This is a genomic window from Tropicibacter sp. S64, assembly GCF_049803835.1.
Lineage (GTDB): Bacteria > Pseudomonadota > Alphaproteobacteria > Rhodobacterales > Rhodobacteraceae > Pacificoceanicola.
The window spans coordinates 17,106-39,826 of sequence record NZ_JBNAGK010000011.1 but is presented as its reverse complement, the minus strand read 5'-3'; the positions used below and the strand labels follow the sequence as shown (position 1 = coordinate 39,826).

Below are 22,721 nucleotides of genomic sequence, written 5' to 3'. Positions count from 1 at the left end.
TTCTTGCCAACTTCGTACAAGCCCGCCGACTCCCAACGCAAGTGGAGTCGGCCATAAGGGATTGTACTCAATGTAGAAAATCGCCACGCAGGGGCGATTTGACGTCTTCTGCGGAGTGCATCCCGCAGGCTGCAGTCTGCAGCCCGCGAGATGCGCTTCGCGCCCCGTCTTCCGCGTTCCGCGGCCCGTTTCCTGTCTGCTGCGTGCCGTTTTCTGCGGGATGGTTTCTGGCGTCCGGAACCCGTCTCACGTTCAGTGCACGGCGCTTTCTGACAGATGTACAGCGCAGCCTGTCGGATGCGCGCCGGTCCGCGTCGGACGCCGGATGCGTTCTGCACTCCGGACAGTGAGACGCGCAATCTGGCCCCCGTTTAACGCGGCCCGCGCAGTGCTTGACGTCCACCGGCGGTCGGGCTACCGACGCGGCAATCGTTTTGCAACGTTTCACCATTTTTGCTTGAGATGCCCAGATGCCCAACAACAACCTCGTGGTGATCGCCGCGATGGCCCGGAAGGGGGGGAGTGGCAAGACCACGCTCTCCCGCGCCCTGATCAGCGCCGCCGTCGCAGCCGGGCGCCGGGTGATGCTCATCGATACCGACAGCACCGGCGTGCTGTCGTCCTGGCTCGCGCGCGCCGAAGGGGCAGGGTATGGCTCACCGCACCTGCGCTCGTCGGTGGCGGAAAGCGTCGGCGATGTCGACCGGATGATCGAGCAGGTTTACCTGGACGGCTCGGCGGATTTCATCTTCATCGACACCGCCGGGGTAGGGGCCGAATGGTCCGACGAGATCGCGGTGCTCGCCGATCACATCGTCACCCCGGTCATGCTCTCGACCTCGGATTTCGACGTGGGTGGACAGACGGTGGATTGGTTCCGGCAGCTCGCCGCGCGCGTAGACGACGCTACCGCGCTGCCCCGGCATCATATCATCCTGAACATGGTGGACCCCAAGACCACCAAGGCGGATGCGGCGCTGATCGAGAACGCCATCGGGATATTTCCGCTTATCGAGACCGTGATGCTGCGACGGAACGCTTACAAGGAGATGGATGAGAAGGGGCTGTTGCACGCTATAGCGCTTCGCAAGCAGGCTGATCCAAATCCCCTGATGCGTCCCCATGTCCGCCACATGGTCGAGGCCCTCGAGGAAGCGACCGACATCCTCAACAACATCCTCGCGGCTTGACGTCATGCGCAAGAAGATCCCGACCATCACGCGTCCGGACCCCAGCTATGCTGCGGGTCTGAAGATCACTGCGTCTGTCGAACCGCAATTTCACGAGGAAACCAGATCTGATCTGGAACGGGATACGAATACGCAGGTGGGTCAAGGGTCACAGCCGTTGACGCCCGAACGGACACCGGCGCCCCATGCCGTAGCTGTTCCTGATGTCGTGAAACCTTTGACAGGTGCTGGGCAGCCTCAATCCACTCGGACCCGGAAAGTGGATGTGCGGGTGACCGCTCTCGAGCGCCAGGCAGCCGACCTGAAAGCCTGCGGCATCAATCCGGCCCATGTCGTTCGTGCTGCGTTGAGGCGCGCGACAAAGCACTGGAAGATGAAGCCGGAGTTCGTTCCGCCGAGATGCGACCGAACTGCGAAGCCGTCTTCCTGGCGGATGCGCACGACCGTGGCTGTGGATGCGGAGGCCTTGACCGTGATCATGGCCGCTGAGGATCCGCTCGACGTCTGCAGCAAGTGGTCGCTGATCCGCGGCCAGCTCGAGCCGCTGGTCTGGCAGGAGATCGACAAGATTCTGGCTGAGTTGACCGGAGCTAGAGCGCAAAGCGAAGACCCACACGCACCGGATGCCGCCAACAAAACGTCCGACGATGGCTAGCGCCTCGCAAGCAAGGTTATCGATCACAAACGCAAGAATCCGCGCAGCCCCTTGTCAACTTTGGATTGCATGTTGCGAGTGCAGCATGACGCCAATAAGAGGCGGCCAAGAATGTAACAGCGATGCAAATCAATCGCTTTGCATGACGAGTTGGAAGGAGTTCACCATGTCCCAAGCCCCGCGTTTGACCGGAAAAGCCATCATGAGAATCGTCTCCAAAACGTCGGGCAAACTGGTCGGCCATCTCTATGAATGGGACAACGGAGAACTTCAGCCCTGGTGGCTCGATGGCGAGGTTCAGGGCGTGCTTTATGAGCCGATGGGTGGTCCAGTTTAGGACCGCCTAAGCTGTCGATCATCTGGAGCGAGTAGCTCTGTCCGTCAGCAGAAGAAGCTCTTCGCATAATCGCCCATTATCGGAGATTTGAGCCTTCAACGGTGGATTCACAAATGAAGTGCAAATTCTGTATGAAACCAGAATCTTGCATGGAGAATGTAAATGGGCCGCTGCTACCCTCACCTGACTTTCGAGGAACGCCGGAAGATTGCGAAGTGGAGTTAAGCGAAGATGCCGGTTCCGGAAATCGCGGATCATCTGGGCCGCGCGCCGTCGACGATCTATCGCGAGCTGCGCAGGAATGTCTTTGAAGACAAGGAGATGCCCGAGCTGAACGGCTACCACGCCCTCCTCGCGCAGAAGATCTACGAGGAGCGTCGTGCGATCCATCGAAAGCTGATCCGCCATCCCGAGATCAAGGCCGCCGTGGAGGACGCCCTGAAATCAGGATGGTCGCCGGAACAGATCGCTGGCCGGATGCGGCTGGAACGGCATCCGATCCGCGTCAGCCATGAAACCATCTACCGCTTCGCCTATTCCAAGGAAGGTCGGGCCGTGCAATTCCACCGCCATCTATCCGAGCATCGCAGGCGCCGCCGACCACGTGGCCAGAGGCGCCACCAGCATGGGCATATCTTCGAGGCCCAGAGCCTTCGCAATCGCCCCGACGAGGTGGCTGAACGTCAGGAATTCGGACACTGGGAGTGTGATCTGATGATGTTCCGCAAGGAGCACGGCAAGGTCAACGTCACCTCGCTGGTCGAGCGCGTCAGCCGGTTGACCGTGGTGCTTCGCAACGAAGATCGCCAGTCAAAACCGATCGTGGAGGCGCTGATCGGCGGCCTGTCGAAACTGCCTGCCGATGCCCGACGTTCGATCACCTTCGACCGCGGCACTGAGTTCTCGGCCAGGCCGCAGCTGAAGGACGGCATGGGCACCGACAGCTGGTTCTGTGACCCGCAGGCACCTTGGCAGAAGGGCACCGTCGAGAACACCAACAACCGATTGCGCCGGGACCTGCCCCGCACAACCGATCCGACCACGCTGACCCCGAAGCGGCTGCGCACCATCTGCCGGAAGCTCAACTCCACGCCAAGGAAATGCCTCGGCTACAGAACACCCGCCGTGGTCTTCGAAAGCCGCCTGCTGGAGATCAGTAACCGGCTGGAATAGGCTCAGGTGTCAGGCTTTGCACTTCGGCGTGAGTTCACAAACTACAATTCGGCGCGTCGCAACCGAAGTGCGTTGCCGATGACCGATACGGAAGACAGGCTCATCGCAGCGGCAGCGATCATCGGCGACAATAGAAGCCCGATGAACGGGTACAGGATGCCAGCGGCGATGGGTACGCCTGCAGCGTTGTAGGCGAAGGCAAAGAACAGGTTTTCCTTGATGTTGCGAAGCGTTGCGGTGGCCAGTTTGCGGGCGCGTACAATGCCGGTCAGGTCGCCGCCCAGAAGGGTGATCCCTGCGCTTTCGACAGCCACGTCGGCTCCGGTGCCCATGGCAATCCCGACATCGGCGGCGGCAAGGGCAGGGGCGTCATTCACCCCGTCGCCGGCCATCGCGATATAGGCGCCTTGCGCACGCAACTCCTCGACAAGGGATTTCTTGTCCTCGGGCAGAACGCCCGCGCGGACCTCGTCGATATCGAGTTGGCGCGCGACCGCTTCGGCGGTGCGCTGGTTGTCGCCGGTCGCCATGATGACCCTAAGGCCAAGCGCGTGCAGGTCGCGGATCGCTGCGGCGGTCGTGTCCTTGATCGGGTCGGCAACGGCGACCAGACCGGCCAGCGTTCCGTCAAGGGCAACATACATGGCCGTCTTACCGTCCGCGCGCATCGCATCGGCGGGCGCGTCCCCAGCAGACGTGTCGACCCCCAGAGCCGCCATCAACGCCGGGTTGCCAAGAGCCACATCGCGGCCTTCAACCCGTCCGGTGACGCCTTTGCCCGTTACCGCATCGAATTCACTTGCGTCGTGGCGTGGGGCGCCCCTGTCCCGTGCACCCTGAACGATGGCTTCGGCCAGAGGGTGTTCGGAGCCGCGTTCCAGGGCGGCGGCATAGGCCAGCACGTCAGCCTCGTTCGCGCCCGACAGGCCGACCACGTCGGTCAGGGTGGGCTTGCCCATGGTCAGCGTGCCGGTCTTGTCGACGATGACGGTATCGACGCGGGCCATGCGCTCCAGTGCCTCGGCGTCCTTGATCAGCACGCCCGCCTGCGCGCCACGCCCGGCGGCGGTGGTGATCGAGATCGGCGTAGCCAGCCCCAGCGCACAGGGGCAGGCGATGATCAGTACGGAAACGGCGGCGGTGATGGCAAACGCCAGCGCCGGGTCAGGACCGATCAAAAGCCACGCGAAGAAGGCCAGCGTTGCAATACCGACCACGGTGGGTACGAAGATCGCCGAAACCCGGTCTGCCAGACCTTGGATTGGCGCCCGCGACCGGCGGGCGCCCGCGACCATGTCGACGATCTGGGAAAGCACCGTGTCGGCACCGACTTGCGTGGCGCGGATCGCCAGCGTGCCATTCTTGTTGATCGTGCCGCCGGTGACGCGGTCGCCTGCGGTCTTTTCGATGGGCACGGGTTCGCCGGTGATCATGCTTTCATCAACCGAGGACCGACCCTCGACCACTTCGGCATCCACCGGAATGCTGTCGCCGGGGCGGACGCGCAGCATGTCGCCCGCGACCACGTTTTCCAGCGGCGCATCGTATTCCTCGCCATCGGGCAGGATGCGGCGAGCGGTCTTTGGAGCAAGGTCCAGCAGGGCGCGGATCGCATCGCCGGTGCGTTCGCGCGCGCGGAGTTCCAGCACCTGCCCGACGAAAATCAGGGCGACGATGACGACCGAGGCCTCGAAATAGGTGCCGACGCCTTCGCCCATCCGGTAGTCCTCGGGGAAGACACTTGGCAGGAAGGTGGCAAAGATCGAATAGACATATGCCGACCCGACCCCAAGCGAGATCAGCGTCCACATGTTGGGTGACAGGTTGCGGAACGAGTCCAGCCCGCGTCTGAAGAACGGCAGCGCGGCCCACAGGACGATGGGCGTGGCCAACAGGAATTCGATGTAGGTCGCGATACGGTGACCCAGCCAGTCGCGGACGGGCAGGCCGACAAGCTCTCCCATCGTCAGGATGACCAAAGGCACCGCCGCCGCGGCGCTGATCCACATCCGGCGGGTGAAGTCGGTCAGTTCTTCGGACGGTTCGTCGCTGGGTAGCATCGGTTCCAGCGCCATGCCGCAGATCGGGCAGGCCCCCGGTTCGTCGCGGACGATCTCGGGGTGCATGGGGCAGGTCCATTGCGTGCCGGGTTGGGCCTGTTGGCCTGTCTTGTCGGCATTGCCGGACGCATAGAACCACGGGTCAGCCTTGAACCTGTCCTCGCAGGAGGCCGAGCAGAAATGATGGGTCTCTCCTCCAAAGGTCTGCGTTCGGGTGTCGTCCTTGACTTCGATGGTCATACCACAGACCGGGTCCGTGGCCGTAGGGGCGCCAGCCGGGATCGGGGCATGCTGCGAATGGGAGTGGTGGGCATGGTCGGGCATGATCGAAGTCCTTTCCCGTATCAGTCATGGGCCCTCCAGCAAGGGGAAGGTCAAGCGCCGTGATGGTGATGCATTTTGGGCGGGTGCCGACGCAAGAAGATGTGCTCGAAGCCAAAAACGATGATCATTCCGACACCTGCGATCACCACGATCCACGGGTCGGCCTGCACCTTCATCCCGGCAAAGGCAGCCAACACGACGGCGTCCAATCCGATTGCGGTCAGCAAGACCCAGCCGCGCGCGCCCACCTCGGTCCGCAGATTGCGGAACACTCCCCAATGGATCAGCATGTCCATCACCAGATAGAAGAACGCCCCCAGCGACGCGATGCGTCCGAGATCGAAGAAGATGGTCAGCAGCGTGGCAATCACAACCGTGTAGACTAAGGTGTGGTCGCGGATGACGCCGGGCATGCCGAAATGGCTGTGCGGGATCATCCGCATCTCGGTCAGCATGGCCAGCATGCGGGACACGGCAAAGACGCTGGCGATCAGGCCGGAGGCCGTCGCCACGAGCGCCAGGCCGACGGTCAGGTAGAACCCGGTCCGCCCCAGGGCCGGTTCCGCGGCCTCGGCCAGCGCATAGTCCCGTGCAGCAACGATCCGGTCCAGCGGCAGACTGCTGCCGACGGCAAAGGCGACCAACAGGTAGACCAGCGTACAGATGGCGATGGAAACGATGATGGCACGGCCAACGTTGCGGTGCGGGTTCGTGATTTCGGCCCCGCTGTTCGTGATGGTCGTGAACCCCTTGAAGGCAAGGATCGCCAGAGCCATCGAGGCGACAAATCCGGTGATCCCGGTGTCTTGCTGTCCCCCGGTCGCCTCGAAGCTGATCCCGCCCGCCCAAAGCGCTGCTATGCCGAAAACGGTGATGCCCCCGACCTTCAGCGCTGCCATCAGCACCGACAGCCAGCCGACGGACCGGTTGCCCGCGACATTGACCAGCCACGCAAACACGATGACGCTCACGCCGATGGCGGGCACAAGCCATGTGTCGCGCGGCATGTCGAGCCCGCGCAGCAGGTAGGTGGCAAAGGTCCGCGCCACGAGGCTTTCGTTGATGACCATCGACAGCGCCATCAGCAGGGCGGCCCCGGCGGCGACAGTCGTTGGGCCATAGGCTTTTTGCAAGATCATCCCTATGCCGCCCGCAGAGGGGTAGGCGTTCGACATCTTGACATAGGTGTAGGCGCTGAAGGCGGTGACAACGGCACCGGCGATGAAGGCGAAGGGGAAGAGCGGCCCCGCCAAAGCTGCGATCTGACCGGTCAGCGCGAGGATCCCGGCGCCGATCATCACGCCGGTACCCATGGCGATGGCATCCAGCAGGGTCAGGCTGTTCTTGCGATAGTCCGAAGTCATTCCGTATTCCTCTTGTCATCGTCCCGGTGCCGCAAGGCCAGCACCAGCAGCGGTACCGCCGTGACCAGCCCCAGGCCGAGGGCCAGCCATTCCGCCGACCCGAAATCTCCCTGCATGGCGACGCTGCCCACATGGGCCAGAACGAAGCTGGCGGGCAGGATTCCGGCCATCGTCGCCAGCGCAAAGCGCCAGGCGTGCAGGCGGCTCAGTCCGGCGGCATAACTCATCGCGTCGAACGATACGAAGGGCAGCAGGCGGCTGACAAAGACCGTCAGTGTCAATGCGTTTTGCGAACCGAACAGCCCGCGATCGGCACTGTGGCCCAATAAACGCTCGACCGTGCCGCGCCCGAGCGTCCTGGCAAGGGCAAAGGCGATGACCGCGCCGATCTCGGACCCGAGGGCGACGTAGGCTGCCCCGGCATAGTGCCCATAGGCGGCACCTGCCGCCAGCGCGATGGGCGCGCTGGGGATCGGGCTGGCGACAACGGCGGCGGTCATCAGTGCGACAACGGCGACAGGCCCCCAAGGGCCCGCGGCATGGACCCAAGTTTCGACCCGCGCGCGGTCGATCGTCGGCATCTGCCCACCCAGCAGCCAGTACAGGGCCAGCGCGCCAAGCAGCGCCGCCGCGATCCACACAAAGGGGCGAAGCGCCGGACTGAACCGATCCACGCCGCGCCCGGTCATGTCAGGTCAGCGCCTCTGGGAGGGATGCAAGCGCCGCATCCAGCGGCACCACGGGCAGCCCGGCGGCGATCCAGCCCGGCCCGGCCCCGGAGCCCAGCATCCCCTCGGAGATATCGGCATACCCGGTGTAGCCCGCCCGCATCAACGCGCCCAGCACCGACAGCGACCGCCCGCCCGTGGCGCAGATCAGCCCGACGGTGCGCTCGCCCGCGTGGGAGCGGGCCGCAAAGAGGCGGTCGGCAAAGCGGGCTTCGTGCATGCTGATCGGCCAGACCCCGGCGCCGATCCCGGTTTCCTGCCATTCCTCGCGAGAGCGGATGTCGATCACCCGCGCAGTATCGTTCAACAGCGCATCATAAGCCTGACCGGCGGACCATGCGCCCGTGCCCTGCGCCCAGGAAGGAACTGCAAACGGCGCCGCGCCCGAAGCCGCCAGCCCTGCCAGCACGAACCGCCGCGTGCGATCAGGCCGCATCGACAGCCCCCATCAGCATGTCGCGGACCTGGCCCGCGACGGCGTGCAACTGGTCGTTGTCGATTGCCGCCATCGACGCGACGGGATCGATCGCGCTGACTTCGGTGCCGCCCTCGACTTCGCGCAGGATGACGTTGCAGGGCAGCATCGCGCCGACGCGCGGTTCCAGCCCGATGGCCTCATACGCCATCTTGGGATTGCAGGCACCAAGGATGCGGTAGCCCTCCATTTCGGCGTCGATCTTCTTTTTCATCGTCGCCTTGACGTCGATTTCGGTCAGCACGCCGAACCCCGCCTCGGACAGGGCTGCGCGCACGCGCATGTCGGCGTCGTCGATCGACACGCCGCTCAGCAGGCGGTCATGGGTATAGCTCATGGCAGGTCTCCTATCGTTGCGGCATGGCCCGATTGCCGGGGCCATGCCCGTGTAACTGGCTCATTCCTGCGCGGGGTCCATCCTCGGCATGGAACCGATCCGCCCGGCAAAGCCCTGCATTTCGGAACCGGTGATCTTGCCGTCGCCGTCGGCATCGAGATGCTGGAAGCGATCGACCATCGTCTCCTTCATCATCTGTGCGTGCCAATCGGCGAATTCGTCAAGGCTCAGGCTGTCGTCCCCGTCGCCGTCATGGGACATCATGCCTTGCCGCATCATGTCGCCCATGTCCCCCATGCCGTCACCGGACGGGCCCATCATGGGGCGCATCATCTGCATCATGTCGCGGTCCATCATCCCCATTGCGGAGGACCCCATGCCCATCATCGGCATGTCGCCGCCCGCGTGCATCCGCATCATCATCTGCATCATGGTGTTGTGCATGTCGCCATTCATCTGGGGAATCGCCATGTCACCGCCCGTCGGGCCGGCGCCGTTTCCGGTGTGGTGGTCTGAGTCCGCAAGGGCGGGCGCTGCGGTCAGTGCCAGAACCGCAAGAACAGAGACAGCTTGTGTAAATCGGGGCATCGTGTGCTCCTTTCGCTTGAGAGTGTCGTTTCCGGCCCCAGTCAAACGCTGTTTTCGGGCGACATGCAGCCCCGGATTTGTAACGATCTGTCGCAAAGCCGGGGCGTGATACAAACCGCTACAAATCGACCGGTGAAGTTCCCAGCCCCGGTCCGTTAGAAGGGGCGCATGGGACAGCAACCGCATATTCTCGTGGTCGACGATCACGCCCAGATCCGCGAAAGCGTCACGCGGTTTCTGCAAAAGAACGGGGTGCGCGCCACCGCAGCCAAGGATGCGGCCGAAATGGATGCCTGCCTTGCGGTCGGCCAATTCGACCTGATGGTGCTGGACGTCATGATGCCGGGCGAGGACGGCCTGTCCGTCTGTCGCCGTCTGTCGCCGCAAGGCGATCTGCCCATCATCCTTCTGACCGCCCTTGGTGAGGAAACCGACCGGATCGTCGGGCTGGAGCTGGGGGCGGATGACTATCTGGCCAAGCCGTTCAATCCCCGCGAATTGCTTGCCCGGATCAAGTCCGTCCTGCGGCGGACCACGCGCGAAGCCCCCATGGCCGGGCGGCTGGCGGGCCAGACGGTGCGTTTTGCCCACCTGCTACTGGACACGGACCGGCAGATTCTGCGCGACGAATCGGGCGCCGAAACGGCGCTGACCAGCGCTGAGTTCAAGCTGCTGTCGGTCTTTTTGGAACGCCCGCGCATTGTGCTGAGCCGGGATCAGTTGCTGGACCTGACGGCAGGCCGCATGGCCGGACCGCTGGACCGCACCATCGACAACCAGATCAGCCGCCTGCGCCGCAAGATCGAGCCCGACGTGTTGCGCCCGCGCATCATTAAGACGGTGCGCAATGGCGGCTACAGCCTTGCCTGCGATGTCGAGGCCGAGGCATGAGCCTGCGTGCCGCGATGACGCTGCGCTGGCAGTTGGTCCTGCTGATCGTAGCGGCGCTGACCGTGGCGCAGATCATCAGCCTGCTGCTGTTCGCCGACGAGCGCAGCCTTGCGATCCGTGCGGCGCTTGGCTTCGAGGCGGCGGGGCGTGCAGCCAACGTGGCGCGCCTGATCGAAGAGGCGCCACCCGATCTGCATGCCTCGATCCTGCGGGCGGCAAATTCGCCTCTCGTGCGGTTCGACCTGTCGCAGACGGCCTTGGTTCAGCACAGCGACCATTCCGATGGCGGTCTGGTCGAAAGCCGCATCCGTACCCTGCTGGATGACAGCTACAGCCGCGACATCCGTGTCGAGCTTCACCAGATCGAGGGCCAGTTGATGCCGCTCGCCAATCTGTCGCGCGAGATGACAGAGATGCACATGGCGATGATGCGGGGCGAGCTGACAGCCATCGAGATGAACCTATCAATAGCCATTTCCGGGGGGCACTGGCTGAATGTGGGCACCCGCTTCGAACGCCCGCCGATCCAGTGGCCGCTGGAATCCATGCTGGCCTTTGTGCTGTCGGCTACGGTGCTGCTGATCGTGGTGATCTGGTTCGTCATGACGCGGTTGACCGGCCCGCTGCGGCGGCTGGCGCGGGCCGCCGACCGGCTGGGGCGGGGCGAGGACGTGCCTGAACTGCCCGTTGCCGGCCCGACCGAGGTCCGCGACCTGACGGTTTCCTTCAACCGGATGCAGGAACGCCTGACCCGCTTCGTCAATGACCGGACGCGGATGCTGGCGGCGCTGGGGCACGACCTGCGCTCGCCCCTGACGGCGATGCGGGTGCGTGCCGAGATGGTCGACGACGACGAAACCCGCGACAGCATCGTCGCCTCGGTCGAGGAAATGCAGGGCATGGTCGAGGCAACGTTGACTTTCGCACGCGGACTGACCGGATCAGAGCAGCCCGAACGCGTCAATCTGCACGACTACCTCGGCGCTCTGTGCCAGACCCTGCCCGCCGGGGTCGACCTGCTGGGAGCCGACGACACCGAACTGCGCTTGCGCCCCAACGCCATGCGCCGCGCCTTGCGCAACCTGATCGAAAACGCCCTGCGCTACGGCCATATGGCGCGCATCGATTGGCAAAAGACTGGCGGGGAGGTGGTTCTGATCGTTGACGACGACGGACCGGGCATCCCCGAGGACCAGTTGGACAAGGTCTTTGACCCGTTTGTGCGGCTCGAAGAGTCGCGGTCGCTGGAAACCGGCGGGCATGGGCTGGGACTGTCCATCGCCCGGACGATCATCCAGTCGCATGGCGGCGATGTCACTCTGACGAACCGGCCCGAAGGCGGGTTGCGGGCACGGGTGCGGCTGCCGAACGGACATGCGGCCAACACCGAAGGAGAAACACCATGAGACAGATCCTGATTTCACTGGGCGCGGCGCTGGCCGGCGCAGCACCTGCGCTGGCCGATGCCGATGACGGCATGATGAACGGCTATGGCATGGGCGGTTTCGGATTTGGCCTTGGCGGGTTCGGGATGCTGCTGTTCTGGGGCCTCGTGATTGCGATCGTCGTACTGGTCGTGATGCGGCTGACGGGCCGTGGCGACAGCGGGCCAGCCGTGTCCGATGCGCCGGATCCCCTTGAGGAACTGCGCCTGCGCTATGCGCGGGGCGAGATCGACGAAGAGGAGTTCCAGCGTCGCAAAGCTGCGCTGGACAAATAACCGCGACACCCCCGAGGGAGGCCAAGCATGATCCCGGAAATCGGACATTTCTCACTGGCATTGGCGCTGGCCTTGGCCATTGTTCAGAGCGTGTTGCCTATTCTGGGCGCGTCGCGCGGCAACGTCGTGTGGATGCAATCCGCGCAATCCTCGGCCATGGGGCAGGTGGTTTTTGTCGGGTTGGCCTTTGCCGCCTTGATGCGCTCTTTCGTGGTCAGCGACTTTACCGTGCTGAACGTGGTTGAGAATTCCCATTCGCTGAAACCGATGCTGTTCAAGATCGCCGGCACATGGGGCAGCCACGAAGGCTCGCTGCTGTTGTGGGTGCTGATCCTTGCGGTGTTCGGCGCGGGCGTGGCCTTGTTCGGATCGAACATCCCCGCCGCCACCAAGGCGCGCGTCCTGTCGGTGCAGGCCTGGATCAGCGTCGGTTTCCTGAGCTTCCTGCTGTTCACCTCGAACCCGTTCGAACGGGTCTTTCCGCCGCCCGCGAATGGCAATGACCTGAACCCGCTGTTGCAGGACGTTGGTCTCGCCATGCATCCGCCGCTGCTGTATTTCGGGTATGTAGGCTTTTCCATCGTGTTTTCCTTTGCGGTTGCGGCCTTGCTCGAAGGGAGGGTCGATGCCGCCTGGGCGCGCTGGGTGCGGCCGTGGACGCTGGCTGCGTGGATGAGCCTGACAGCCGGGATCGCGCTGGGATCGTGGTGGGCTTATTACGAGTTGGGCTGGGGCGGCTGGTGGTTCTGGGACCCGGTGGAGAATGTCAGCTTCATGCCGTGGCTAATGGGAACGGCGCTGCTGCATTCCGCCATCGTCACGGAAAAGCGCGACGCCTTCAAAAGCTGGACGATCCTGCTGGCGATCCTGACATTTTCGTTGTCGCTGCTGGGCACCTTCATCGTGCGTTCGGGGCTGCTGACCTCGGTTCATGCGTTTGCCGTCGATCCAGAGCGCGGGCTGTACATCCTCGGGCTGTTGGGCCTGTCCATCGGCGGGTCGTTGGCGCTTTATGCGTGGCGGGCCCCCGAGATGGAGGGCGGCGGCCTGTTCCGGCCCGTCAGCCGAGAGGCAGGCCTGCTGCTCAACAATCTGATCCTCGCGGCGGCGACCGGGACGGTGCTGTTCGGAACGCTCTACCCGCTGCTGCTGGAGGCGTTGACCGGCGACAAGATTTCGGTCGGACCACCGTTCTTCAACGCCGCTTTCGTCCCGATGATGCTGGTCCTCGTGCTGTTCATGGGGATCGGGCCGTTCCTGTCGTGGAAGCGCGCCGATATTGGCGGGGTGCTCCAACGGGTGCGCTTCGTGGCGCTGCTGTGCCTCGCTGCGACTCTGATGCTTTGGTATGTTCAGACCGGTGCGCCTGTGTTGGCCTATGTCGCGGTTGCCGCAGCGCTCTGGCTGCTGTTTGCGACGCTTCGGGAATGGGCGCTGCGGATCAAGCTGTTCGACGCACCGCTGTCCGAATCGGCCCGCCGCGCCCGCGCACTACCACGGGCGTCGCATGGCATGACGCTGGCTCATGCCGGGCTGGCGGTGGTCATACTGGGCATGGTCGGGTCAAGCGCCTGGAAGAGCGAAGAAATAGCCTTTGTCCGACCTGGGGACCGCATCGAGATTGCCGGGTTCGAGGTCCTGTTCGAGGGGGTCGAGAAGCGTCGCGGGCCGAATTATCTGGCCGATCAGGGCCGGTTGAAGGTTTGGCGCAATGGCAGCTACGTGACGACTTTGTTCCCCGAACGGCGCAGCTATCCCGTGGCCCGGTCGACGACAACGGAATCCGCGATCCGCTCGACCCTGGCAGGGGATCTCTACGCCTCGATCACGGAACCGGCCTCGGACACGGCGGCCAAGGGCGGGGCGTGGACCCTGCGCATCCTGTACGAACCGCTGGTGAACCTGCTGTGGATTGGTGCGGGCCTGCTGGTGCTGGGTGGCGCGCTGTCGCTATCGGACCGTCGCCTGCGCGTCGGGGCGCCACGGCGGGCGCGCCGACCGCAACCCCAGCCCGCCGAATAGGAGTGACCATGAAACGCATGTTAGCCGGGCTGCCGTTGGTGTTGGCGGCCATCCTCGGGGCCTTTTTCCTTTGGGGACTGGACCCTGAGCGTGACCCAAATGATATCCCCTCGGTTCTGATCTCGCACCCGGTGCCGGAGTTTGCGCTGGACCCGGTCCCAGGACTCGACGTGCCGGGCCTTGCAACAGCGGACCTGTCGGGCAATCCCGGCCCCGTGGTGGTCAATGTCTTTGCCTCGTGGTGCGTGCCGTGCAAGGCCGAACATGCGGTCCTGTCGCGGTTCGTCGAACGGGACGGGGTGCGCCTTCTGGGCATCAACTACAAGGACAAGCCCGAGGACGCCCTGCGTTGGCTCGCCGAGTTGGGCAACCCGTACAGTGCCATCGGCTCTGACCTCGATGGTCGGGCGGGTATCGAATGGGGCATTTCCGGCGTTCCGGAAACCTTCATCGTCGGCGGAGACGGAACGGTTCTGTATCGCTATGTCGGGCCGATCGTGGGCGAGGACGCCGTGGCAAAATTCACGCTCGCGTTGCAGCAGGCGCAAGGCGGCCTGTCATGAGGGCGGTGGTGCTCGCCGTTCTGTTGGCTGTCTTGCCCATGCTCGCGCAGGCTGTAGAGCCGGACGAGATCCTGGCCGACCCGGCGCTTGAGGCGCGCGCCCGCGTGATCTCCAAGCAGCTGCGCTGCGTGGTTTGCCAGAACCAGGACATCGACAGTTCCAACGCCGGGGTGGCGCGGGATTTGCGGCTGCTCGTACGTGAACGGCTGACCGCGGGCGACAGCAATGCGGAAGTGGTCGACTACATCCACGCGCGCTACGGAGATTTCGTCCTGTTGAAACCGCCGTTCACACGTCGGACCGTGGTGCTTTGGCTTGCGCCGCTGGTCCTGATTTTTGCAGCGGTGCTGACCGGGGGGCTCAGTCTTTCGCGGGCCCGACGCCGACGCACCGACGCGGCGCTCGATCCCGAAGACGAGGCGCGCATTGCAGCGGCCATGGACCGATACAAACAGGGAGGATCGGAATGATCTGGGGTATTTTCGCCATCATGGCGATTGCTGGTCTGACCATCGCGCTGTTTCCGATGCGCCGGGCAGGCATGGCACCGGTCTTGCGCGCCGACGCCGTGCCGGCGGTTCTGGTCGACCAGCTCGAAGAAATCGACCGCGACATGGCGCGGGGGCTGGTCTCTGCACCCGAAGCAGAGGCCGCAAGGCAGGAAATCCGCCGCCGCATGGCGCAGGTGCTGCGGCGCGCTGATCGGCAGACCGTCACGACGACAGGCGGGCGCGGCGCGCTGATCCTCGCGGCGGTGTTTGTCCCGGTCATGGCCTTTGGCTACTATTCGTTCGCCGGTGCGCCCGACGTGCCGGCTGTGGCCTTCGCCGACCGCGCCGACGAGCGCGCCGACACGCGACGGATCGCCGATTTGGCTGGGCAATTGCGCGAAAGGCTGAGGGCCGATCCCGACGGCGGCCCGACCGATGGCTGGATGTTGTTGGGCCAGACCTATGCGCGCATGGGACAATTCGACGAAGCCGTTACCGCCTTCCGGACGGCCTCTGGCCGTGACGACGCGGTTTCGGCGACATGGTCGATGCTGGCCGAGGCGATGATCCGGGCCAATGACGGAACCGTCACGCCGGACGCGGTGACCGCTTTGAACAGGGCGCTGACGCTGGACCTCTCGAACCCGGCGGCGGCGTTCTACCTTGCGATCGCGGACGCGCAGGCAGGAGAGGTCGGGGCAGCTCATGACCGCCTGACGGCGCGACTGGCCGAGACGCCGGGCTACCAGCCCTGGATGGACACCTATATTGCGCAGGCGAATGCATTCGCACAAACACTCGGCCGGGCGCCCATCGCGTCGCGTGCGCCTGTTGCCCGCAGCCCCAGTGCCGCCGATGTCGCCGCCGCACAGGAGATGAGCGAAGGCGACAGGGCGGTTTTCATACGGTCCATGGTGGATCGTCTGGCGACGCGGCTTGAGGATGAACCGGATGACGTGAACGGATGGCTCAGGCTGGCGAATGCCTATGGCGTGCTCCAAGAGATGGACAAGGCGCGGGACGCTTACCTTCGCGCGGATGCGCTGTTGCCCGAGGGCGATGCGCGCAAGGCAGAGGTCAGGGCAAGCATCGCACGTCTGGAAAACCCGTGATCAGTCCGGGTTACCGGGCCGCCATGTCCATCGTTGACCGTCGTGTACCAGGTGGATCGGGGCGAGAGGATGGATATCCAGCCGGAACCCGGCAATAGGCGGCAGGTCCAGCGCGCTGACAATGACTCCGCGCAGCACGGGCGGGGCCGCCAGAGCCACCACACGATCTGCCGACGAGGCCGCCATCTGGTCCAGCCAGGGTCGTACGGTCGCGCAGAGGTCTGTCAGGGAGGTACCCCCGCCGGGGCGAGCTTCGGGGTCACGGGTCCACAGTGACAGTGCCTCGGGATCGGTGGCGGCGACTTCGTCCAGGGTCATGTCTGTCCAGTGCCCGAAATCCTGCGCGCCGAGCGCCGCGCAGTCGTTTGGCTGCAATCCAAGCTCCAAGGCCAAGACACCGGTCCCTGGCGCGGTCTGGCAAGCACTGCCCCCAAGCCGGCCAGAGAGGGTACGTGCCCGCTGTACCTGCGCAGCGCTCATATCCGCGGCAAGGCGAAAGGGGTGATGCGCAGACATGGGCGCGGCAACGAGGATCAGGCGCATGGGGGGCTTTCGTACAGGCGAGGCAAGAAAATGTTGGCAGCTCGAGGCATTCTGGCCTATCGATCAGACACAGGGGAATACGGAAGCCGGTGAAAATCCGGCACGGTCGCGCCACTGTGATCGCGCAAGCGTAAGTCAGACACGGATCCCTGGAAAATACTCATGACGCGTCATCAGAAGGAGTACCAAATGACTGTCGCAACCCGTCCCGCCGTTTCGAGCGATCTTCCCGCCATCCCTATGCGGGACATTGCCCCTTGGGCGATCCTGGCCGCGCTGCTGGCTGTCCTGCTGGTCTATTTCGTTGGTGCAGAGCAGGGCGCATGGTCTGTTTTCGCCGGGACCGACGTGCACGAATTCGTGCACGATGCGCGCCACCTTCTTGGCTTTCCCTGCCACTAAGTTACAGCGATGACTCGTCTTCTTGTGCTCGGCCTTCTGGCCGGGCTGTTGGCGTCCGTGGTGACGTTCGGCGTGGCGCGACTTGTCGGTGAACCTGCGCTGGACGCGGCCATCGCGATGGAAACCACCGACAGCCACACACACGCGACAGATACGCCGGATCTTTCCGATACCGGCGGCATGTCGCGCCATTTGCAGGCTGGTCCTGGATTGTTCGTCGGTCTCGCCGCCGTGGGCGTGGCCCTGGGCGGGATCCTGGCAATCAGCTTTGCCGTGGCGCGGGGGCGGATCCTGCATGGATCGACACGGGCCACGGTGGCCTGGATCACGGCGTTGGGCTTTGCCGCGGTGATCGTCGTTCCCATGCTGAAGTTTCCGGGAAATCCGCCAGCAGTTGGCAACCCCGAAACGATCGGGGCGCGCACCCTGGCCTATTTCGCCTTTCTGGCGCTGTCGTTGGCAACCCTCGGGCCGGCTGTCTCGGCGGTGAAAGGGATCGCTTCGCGACGACGCAAGATGCTGATCGGGGCGGGGATCTACGCAGGGGTCATGTCCGGGGCAGCGATCCTGTTGCCCTCGTTCCACGAGGTGGACCCGGCCTTTCCGCGCGATCTGCTCTGGCAGTTCCGGGCATCGACATTGGCGGTGCAGGCAACGCTGTGGGCCAGCACGGGGATCGCCTTTGGCTGGCTGGTCGAACGGTTCGGCCAATCCATTTGACGGGAGGTGTACAGATATCGGCACGGTGACGTTCAGAAAGTAACCTTCACGTTCGGTGCTTGCGGCGGAATTCCGGCGCGACCAAAGCGTTGCCAGATCAGCGAGTTGTTTCCCGATGTCAGGGCCGCAACTGGCCGTCCGCACGCGCGACTGGCCAAGACGCGTGGTTTGCGCGCAAGGCAGAGGTTCAGGCAATACTGGCGCAACTCGGGGGAGACTGAGGTCAGCCGACCCGACGGATCAGGCTAAATTGAAAAGCTTGCTCCGCGCCTTTCGGGGTTTGGTGGAGGTGGCGGCGATGCGCCACCGGCGCGAAACTGTCTGCCAAAAGCACCGCGATATTCTCGGGGCTGTAGCGGACGACCGGCAGGCCGCTGCACCGATCCGGTCCGTCCGGCGCAAAAGTGGCTATGATGGCATGGCCATCGATCCGGACGGCGCGTGTCAAGCTCTCGATATAGGCGGCTCTGTCGGCGGGGTCGGTGAGAAAGTGGAATACCGCCCTGTCATGCCACAGGTCGTACTGTCGCGTCGGCGACCAGGTGGTGATGTCTTTACACAGCCAGGTCAAGCTGCCCCCTGCGGGCCCCAGCCGGTCTCGCGCGGCATCCAAGGCCACTTGCGACAGGTCCAAAATCGTCACGTCGCGCAGCCCCATCGCCAGCACGGCGTCCGTGAAACGGGACATGCCGCCGCCTATGTCGATCACCGACGCGCCTCTGGGAATTCCGGCCATCCGAATTAGGTCGAGCGAAACTGTCGGATCGTCCTGATGCCAGCTCAGGCTGGTCTCGGGCGTCTTGCCGTAGACGGTGTCCCAGTGTTCTTTTCGATCGACTGACATGGCCATGCCCACTGACGCGGATCTGCAGACCAACTAAAGGTCCAACATATTCCATATACATAATGTTTAAATGTCAGTTCGGCAAGGTTGCCCGATCGAGAGCCTTCAGCACGGATCGGTCCGTCAGGATTTCCGACAGGACGATACCCTCTGGCGCGCCCGGTCCATAGACGACGTTGAAGGGGATGCCGTAACGGTCGAAGCTTTCGAGATAGCGCGCAATCGACTCGTCCGGGCGCGTCCAGTCGGCCTGCATGAGGGTGATGCCGTCAGCGGACAGCGCCGTGCGCACCGGGTCGCGTTCCAGCACCAGGGCTTTGTTGGCCTTGCAGGTCAGGCACCAATCCGCAGTGACATCGACAAAGACGACCTGCCCGCCCGACACCTGCCGCGCGATCTCGGCGCGGGCAAAGCTTTGCCAAGCCAGCGCGCTGCCGTCCGGCGCGGGGGAGGCGGCGGGCGTGGACACGAAGGGAGCGGCCACCAACGTCACAGCGACCAGAAGCGCCGCGCCAGACAGGCGCGGACCCGGTGACAGGCGGCTGAGCGACAGCAACCCGGTCACCGACAGCGCCAATGCCAGCACGATGAGCGCAGTCCACGGCCCGGCGACACCGCTCATGACCCAGACCAGCCACCCGAGCGTGGCCAACAGCATCAGCCCCAGAACCACCTTGACCAGCAGCATCCAGCGCCCGGGCTTCGGCAGGCACGTCACCACTCCTGGCCACGCCGCGACCAGCAGGTATGGCAGAGCCAGCCCCAGCCCCAGCGCGGTAAAGATCACGGCGATATCGAGACCCCGACCGGCCAGCGCAAAGGCTATGGCGGTGCCCAGCAGCGGCGCGGAACAGGGCGTGGCCATGACCGCCGCGAAAAGGCCTGTGGCAAAATCTCCGCCGCCGTTATTGGCCATCCATGTCTGGAGCCTGGACGGCAAGGAAATCTCGAACGCGCCCAGCAGGTTGCCGGAAAAAACCGTCATCACGACGATCAGACCTGCAAGGAAGACCGGGTTCTGGAATTGCAGACCCCAACCCACGGACACACCCGCCCATTTCAATCCGTAGAGTACCGCCGCAAGCGCCCACATGAAGGTGAGGACCCCGGCGGCGGCGGCAAGAAAACCGCGGCGGATGCGCGGGCGATCCTCTGAGCCGTGGCGCAGGACAGACGAGAACTTGATCGACAGGACGGGCAGCACGCAGGGCATAACGTTCAGGATCAGACCGCCAAGGAAGGCAAGCGCGGCGATCCCGGCCAGCATCCCCGCCCCGGTCCTCCGCGTTGCCAGACGAAAGGGCGGGGCAGGGGCGCTTGCCACCTTTGTGGCTGGCACCGTAAAGGCGCGGGTGTCCCCGTCGGTCACTGTGATACGCGGTGTCTCGGGCGGGCCAGAGGACAGGATCGGGAGCCGCGCCCAAAGCAGGCGTCCGTCTTCGCCCAGCCGAATGTCGGGTGCACCGAAGGTGACGCCGTCACCGGCCTCGGGGAAGATGTCGGGCGCGTCGAAGGCCTTGGTGCTGCGCAGCGCGACGGTCAGGCTGCGGGCCGCGTCATCCACATGGAATTGCGCCGAGGTGATGCGCGGAACGGGGGCCATTTGCGGGACCTTGTCCACGAAACGCGCAATCCTGTCGGCAGAGGTCTGGTCGATGCCGCTGCCCGGCGGCAGGTCGAGCGTCAGGACGAAATCCTCAGGCACGCAGATGTCGGAGCATACCAGCAGCGACACGGCCGCGTGCAGCCGGGCCGCGGTGCCGGGCTGTTTCAGCGTGATCCGCAAGGGGAACACAACCTCTCCATGATAGCCGAAATTCTGGATGCCGAAGGCGGTGAAGCGTTCCGGTGCAGGCCATTGAAAATCGACTTCGGCGATGTTGGTCGAGCCGGACCAGTCGACCCGGGGCGGTGTGCCGACCTCTCCCGGCGTGCGCCAATAGGTCTTCCATCCCTCGGATATGGTCAGGTCCAACCCGGCGGCCAAGCTGCGTGATCCCGGCGCCACACCGTTTTGCGCGGTGATGAGCCGGGCAATGACAGGGGTCGAACGATAAACGTCCGACGTGGCGGCCAAGGCCCCGCTCGCAATCAGCGACAGGGCGGTCAGAAACCCGACAAAATACGTCTTCCGGCGCAGCATGGTCACGTCAGTTTCCCGTGTTCAGAACGAATCCTGTCCGGCCATCTGCGCAACGCAGTTGTGCAACGCCGGGCGACGATCCGTCCACGATCTCGCAGCCAGGGGGAAGCAAGGCCGCGACCGTATCTCCACCCTGCGTCGACAGGGCTGAGGGCGAACGGAAGCAGTCACTGAGCGTGGCAGAACAGCCCGACACAACCGCCATTGCCCCAAGCACAAAGACGCGAGGGGTCAAGTCCTTCAGGCCTCCTCGGGGCGGCGCTCCGAGCGCGCCTCGGATTTGGCAGTGTCGTGGCTGTGGCACGATTTGCCCATCATCTTGTGCATGACAAGGTGCGCACCGACGCATAGCACCAGCGGCGCAAAGGCCAGTGCATTCGATCCCAGCCCCGACAATGTGCCGCCGCCGATGAAATATCCGGCGATCGGCAGCAGCATCACGGCGCAGCAGGCCATCATGCCCCAATGCATCAGCTTTCCTGCGCCCCTGGCAGAGTGCCTGTCATCCTTCATCGCCCAATCCTTTCGCGGTGTCGTCGATGGCGGTTATGCCACCCTCCGGCAGCGGAAGGTCAAGGATACAAACAGATACATTTCTCTGGCCCTGCTGCGATTGATGTGTGCGGCCCGGCCTGTATCTATCATTGCCAAAGTTGACGGAGGGTATGACCATGACCAGACAGAAACAGACGCGTCGCGCCGTTCTGCGCGCGGCCATGGCCTCTGCCGGTCTGATCGGAGCGCCGGGCATCCTGCGCGCCGCCGGGGATGTGCAACGGCGCAACATCTCGGCATTTCGGACCCATGACTGGCATGACCATTTCGATAACCTTGGCAAGGGCATCATCATCGCCGACACCGCCAGCAAGATGCTGCAGCACTGGACTGCAGAGGGTGAAATGCGGATCTATCCGACATCGGTTCCGCTGACGGATGAACTGACCAAGCGTGGCTACACCGAAGTCGTCGAAAAACGCAAGAATCCCGGCTGGGCGCCGACCCCGTCGATGCGCGAACGCAACCCGGAATGGCCCGCATATGTCGAGGGCGGCGACCCGACCAATCCCCTGGGAACACGGGCGCTATACCTGTCATGGACCTACTACCGGATCCACGGAACGCAGGACACGCGCAAGATCGGACGCAAGTCCTCGAACGGTTGCATTGGTCTCTACAACCGACAGATCGAAGAGGTCTACGACCGCGCGCCGCTTGGCACACAGGTCAAACTGATCTGAAATCAAACAAGCAGGACAGACAAGATGGACAAGTTGACGGGCCTGATCGGGGTCGTTCTGATCGGTGGTGTCGCGGCACTGGGATGGCAGGTGTTTGGCGCGCAGGACGCGCCGCAAGGGCATTCGATGGTGCCGCCGGACACCAGCAATATTGCTGAAGGTGCGCCCATTGCCGAGGTCTCTCTTCCCGATGAACTGTCGGCCAGTGCAAAGCTGGGCAAGACCATGTTCGAAGCGGCCTGCGCCAAGTGTCATGGCGATAACGCCGCAGGACAGAACGGCATCGCGCCGCCGCTGGTCCACAAGATCTACGAGCCGAACCATCATGGCGACATGGCCTTTCTCATGGCAGCCAAGAACGGCGTGCAATCTCATCACTGGAACTTCGGCAACATGCCGAAAATCGACGGCGTGACCGACGGCGACGTCAAGATGATCGTCGCCTATGTGCGGGAATTGCAGCGGGCGAACGGGATCAACTGATGCGGGTTCGGGTGGGACTTCGGCTGTGTCTGGTGTTGCTCTGCACGATGGTGCTGGCGTCGCTTGGCGTGACCGAGTTCGACCCGCATCCCGAAAGCCGCCGGATCGCCTCCGTCGAGGACCATGTGCATGATTCCGAGGCACAGGGCCATTGCCACCCCGGTATCGACTGCGCCCCTGCGGTGATCTTCCTTGCGCTTCATATGCCGGAGGTCACACCTGTTCGGCTCGACACGCCACGGCTTTCGGAGGCTCGGTTGGACGAGGGTTGGCGCTTTACCGATGATCCACCCCCGCCGCGATATCGTGTCTGATGAC

At 64.1% G+C, this 22,721-nt stretch carries 25 protein-coding genes, 1 pseudogene and 1 riboswitch; of the genes and pseudogenes, 16 read left to right on the top strand and 10 right to left on the bottom strand.

From position 1 onward, the window contains the following. Positions 1–470 precede the first annotated feature (470 nt). The 4 genes and pseudogenes from ACP159_RS17410 (at position 471) to ACP159_RS17395 (ending at position 3,355) form a co-directional block, all read left to right on the top strand. Entirely contained in the window at positions 471–1,190 is a 720-nt protein-coding gene (locus ACP159_RS17410; RefSeq protein ID WP_172431719.1) for a ParA family protein, read from the top strand. A 4-nt stretch (positions 1,191–1,194) separates the two neighbouring features. Beyond that, on the top strand, positions 1,195–1,845 hold the full coding sequence (locus ACP159_RS17405; protein WP_083499942.1) for a hypothetical protein: 651 nt from the start codon (positions 1,195–1,197) through the stop codon (positions 1,843–1,845). 166 nt (positions 1,846–2,011) lie between these two features. Beyond that, positions 2,012–2,182, top strand: coding sequence for a hypothetical protein (locus ACP159_RS17400; protein ID WP_159452517.1), 171 nt, complete (start codon positions 2,012–2,014; stop codon positions 2,180–2,182). Between the two features lie 162 nt (positions 2,183–2,344). After that, positions 2,345–3,355 (top strand): annotated as a pseudogene (locus ACP159_RS17395) (IS30 family transposase). A gap of 41 nt (positions 3,356–3,396) precedes the next feature. Here ACP159_RS17395 and ACP159_RS17390 read toward each other — a convergent pair. Genes ACP159_RS17390 through ACP159_RS17365 form a run of 6 tightly spaced genes read right to left on the bottom strand, consistent with a single transcriptional unit; the run spans position 3,397 to position 9,231 of the window. Beyond that, positions 3,397–5,739: a heavy metal translocating P-type ATPase gene (locus tag ACP159_RS17390; protein WP_058249089.1), complete on the bottom strand. Its 2,343-nt coding sequence runs from the start codon at positions 5,737–5,739 to the stop codon at positions 3,397–3,399. Between the two features lie 50 nt (positions 5,740–5,789). Beyond that, positions 5,790–7,103, bottom strand: a complete 1,314-nt coding sequence (locus tag ACP159_RS17385) for an APC family permease (RefSeq protein ID WP_058249088.1) — start codon at positions 7,101–7,103, stop codon at positions 5,790–5,792. After that, positions 7,100–7,792: a TVP38/TMEM64 family protein gene (locus tag ACP159_RS17380; RefSeq protein ID WP_058249087.1), complete on the bottom strand. Its 693-nt coding sequence runs from the start codon at positions 7,790–7,792 to the stop codon at positions 7,100–7,102. The genes ACP159_RS17385 and ACP159_RS17380 overlap by 4 nt, the downstream gene beginning before the upstream one ends. 1 nt (position 7,793) lies before the next feature. Next, complete coding sequence (locus tag ACP159_RS17375) at positions 7,794–8,267, bottom strand: rhodanese-like domain-containing protein (RefSeq protein ID WP_106268377.1); 474 nt, start codon at positions 8,265–8,267, stop codon at positions 7,794–7,796. Beyond that, entirely contained in the window at positions 8,257–8,643 is a 387-nt protein-coding gene (locus ACP159_RS17370) for a DUF302 domain-containing protein (protein ID WP_058249086.1), read from the bottom strand. Before ACP159_RS17370 ends, ACP159_RS17375 begins: the two co-directional genes overlap by 11 nt. Positions 8,644–8,703: 60 nt before the next feature. Then, the gene (locus tag ACP159_RS17365; protein WP_058249085.1) at positions 8,704–9,231 is read right to left on the bottom strand and encodes a hypothetical protein; all 528 of its coding nucleotides are present in this window, start codon (positions 9,229–9,231) and stop codon (positions 8,704–8,706) included. Between the two features lie 168 nt (positions 9,232–9,399). Here ACP159_RS17365 and ACP159_RS17360 point away from each other — a divergent pair, with 168 nt between their 5' ends. From ACP159_RS17360 to ccmI, 7 genes are read left to right on the top strand one after another with little or no spacing between them, the layout of a single operon-like run. After that, a complete protein-coding gene (locus tag ACP159_RS17360; protein ID WP_058249084.1) occupies positions 9,400–10,122 on the top strand; it encodes a response regulator in 723 nt (240 codons plus the stop codon). Next, positions 10,119–11,528, top strand: a complete 1,410-nt coding sequence (locus tag ACP159_RS17355; RefSeq protein WP_058249083.1) for an ATP-binding protein — start codon at positions 10,119–10,121, stop codon at positions 11,526–11,528. The genes ACP159_RS17360 and ACP159_RS17355 overlap by 4 nt, the downstream gene beginning before the upstream one ends. Continuing rightward, positions 11,525–11,842, top strand: coding sequence for an SHOCT domain-containing protein (locus ACP159_RS17350; protein WP_234988890.1), 318 nt, complete (start codon positions 11,525–11,527; stop codon positions 11,840–11,842). Before ACP159_RS17355 ends, ACP159_RS17350 begins: the two co-directional genes overlap by 4 nt. Before the next feature lie 27 nt (positions 11,843–11,869). Next, positions 11,870–13,864, top strand: coding sequence for a heme lyase CcmF/NrfE family subunit (locus tag ACP159_RS17345; protein WP_058249082.1), 1,995 nt, complete (start codon positions 11,870–11,872; stop codon positions 13,862–13,864). Positions 13,865–13,872: 8 nt separating this feature from the next. Next, positions 13,873–14,427, top strand: a complete 555-nt coding sequence (locus tag ACP159_RS17340) for a DsbE family thiol:disulfide interchange protein (protein WP_058249081.1) — start codon at positions 13,873–13,875, stop codon at positions 14,425–14,427. Then, entirely contained in the window at positions 14,424–14,897 is a 474-nt protein-coding gene (locus ACP159_RS17335; RefSeq protein WP_058249080.1) for a cytochrome c-type biogenesis protein, read from the top strand. The genes ACP159_RS17340 and ACP159_RS17335 overlap by 4 nt, the downstream gene beginning before the upstream one ends. Continuing rightward, a complete protein-coding gene (gene ccmI, locus ACP159_RS17330; RefSeq protein WP_106268381.1) occupies positions 14,894–16,030 on the top strand; it encodes a c-type cytochrome biogenesis protein CcmI in 1,137 nt (378 codons plus the stop codon). The genes ACP159_RS17335 and ccmI overlap by 4 nt, the downstream gene beginning before the upstream one ends. Here the strand turns inward: ccmI and ACP159_RS17325 are convergent, their stop codons facing one another. Continuing rightward, the gene (locus ACP159_RS17325) at positions 16,031–16,573 is read right to left on the bottom strand and encodes a histidine phosphatase family protein (protein WP_058249078.1); all 543 of its coding nucleotides are present in this window, start codon (positions 16,571–16,573) and stop codon (positions 16,031–16,033) included. 35 nt (positions 16,574–16,608) lie between these two features. Then, positions 16,609–16,740, top strand: a riboswitch (cobalamin riboswitch). A 22-nt stretch (positions 16,741–16,762) separates the two neighbouring features. Here ACP159_RS17325 and ACP159_RS17320 point away from each other — a divergent pair. Together ACP159_RS17320 and ACP159_RS17315 are read left to right on the top strand one after the other, a co-directional pair. Continuing rightward, entirely contained in the window at positions 16,763–16,975 is a 213-nt protein-coding gene (locus ACP159_RS17320) for a CbtB domain-containing protein (RefSeq protein ID WP_106268384.1), read from the top strand. A 9-nt stretch (positions 16,976–16,984) separates the two neighbouring features. Then, positions 16,985–17,695: a CbtA family protein gene (locus ACP159_RS17315; protein WP_106268386.1), complete on the top strand. Its 711-nt coding sequence runs from the start codon at positions 16,985–16,987 to the stop codon at positions 17,693–17,695. A 223-nt stretch (positions 17,696–17,918) separates the two neighbouring features. Here the strand turns inward: ACP159_RS17315 and ACP159_RS17310 are convergent, their stop codons facing one another. The 3 genes from ACP159_RS17310 to ACP159_RS17300 all read right to left on the bottom strand — a co-directional run bounded on the left by ACP159_RS17310 (position 17,919) and on the right by ACP159_RS17300 (position 21,195). Then, on the bottom strand, positions 17,919–18,545 hold the full coding sequence (locus ACP159_RS17310) for a class I SAM-dependent methyltransferase (RefSeq protein ID WP_349773979.1): 627 nt from the start codon (positions 18,543–18,545) through the stop codon (positions 17,919–17,921). Between the two features lie 67 nt (positions 18,546–18,612). Continuing rightward, on the bottom strand, positions 18,613–20,682 hold the full coding sequence (locus ACP159_RS17305; RefSeq protein WP_058249072.1) for a protein-disulfide reductase DsbD family protein: 2,070 nt from the start codon (positions 20,680–20,682) through the stop codon (positions 18,613–18,615). 240 nt (positions 20,683–20,922) lie between these two features. Beyond that, positions 20,923–21,195, bottom strand: coding sequence for a DUF2933 domain-containing protein (locus tag ACP159_RS17300; RefSeq protein ID WP_058249071.1), 273 nt, complete (start codon positions 21,193–21,195; stop codon positions 20,923–20,925). Between the two features lie 152 nt (positions 21,196–21,347). Here ACP159_RS17300 and ACP159_RS17295 point away from each other — a divergent pair, with 152 nt between their 5' ends. Genes ACP159_RS17295 through ACP159_RS17285 form a run of 3 tightly spaced genes read left to right on the top strand, consistent with a single transcriptional unit; the run spans position 21,348 to position 22,717 of the window. Continuing rightward, the gene (locus ACP159_RS17295; RefSeq protein ID WP_058249070.1) at positions 21,348–21,920 is read left to right on the top strand and encodes a L,D-transpeptidase; all 573 of its coding nucleotides are present in this window, start codon (positions 21,348–21,350) and stop codon (positions 21,918–21,920) included. Positions 21,921–21,944: 24 nt separating this feature from the next. Continuing rightward, entirely contained in the window at positions 21,945–22,403 is a 459-nt protein-coding gene (locus ACP159_RS17290; protein ID WP_425100976.1) for a c-type cytochrome, read from the top strand. Further along, positions 22,403–22,717: a hypothetical protein gene (locus ACP159_RS17285; RefSeq protein WP_058249068.1), complete on the top strand. Its 315-nt coding sequence runs from the start codon at positions 22,403–22,405 to the stop codon at positions 22,715–22,717. Before ACP159_RS17290 ends, ACP159_RS17285 begins: the two co-directional genes overlap by 1 nt. The last annotated feature ends 4 nt before the right edge of the window (positions 22,718–22,721 follow it).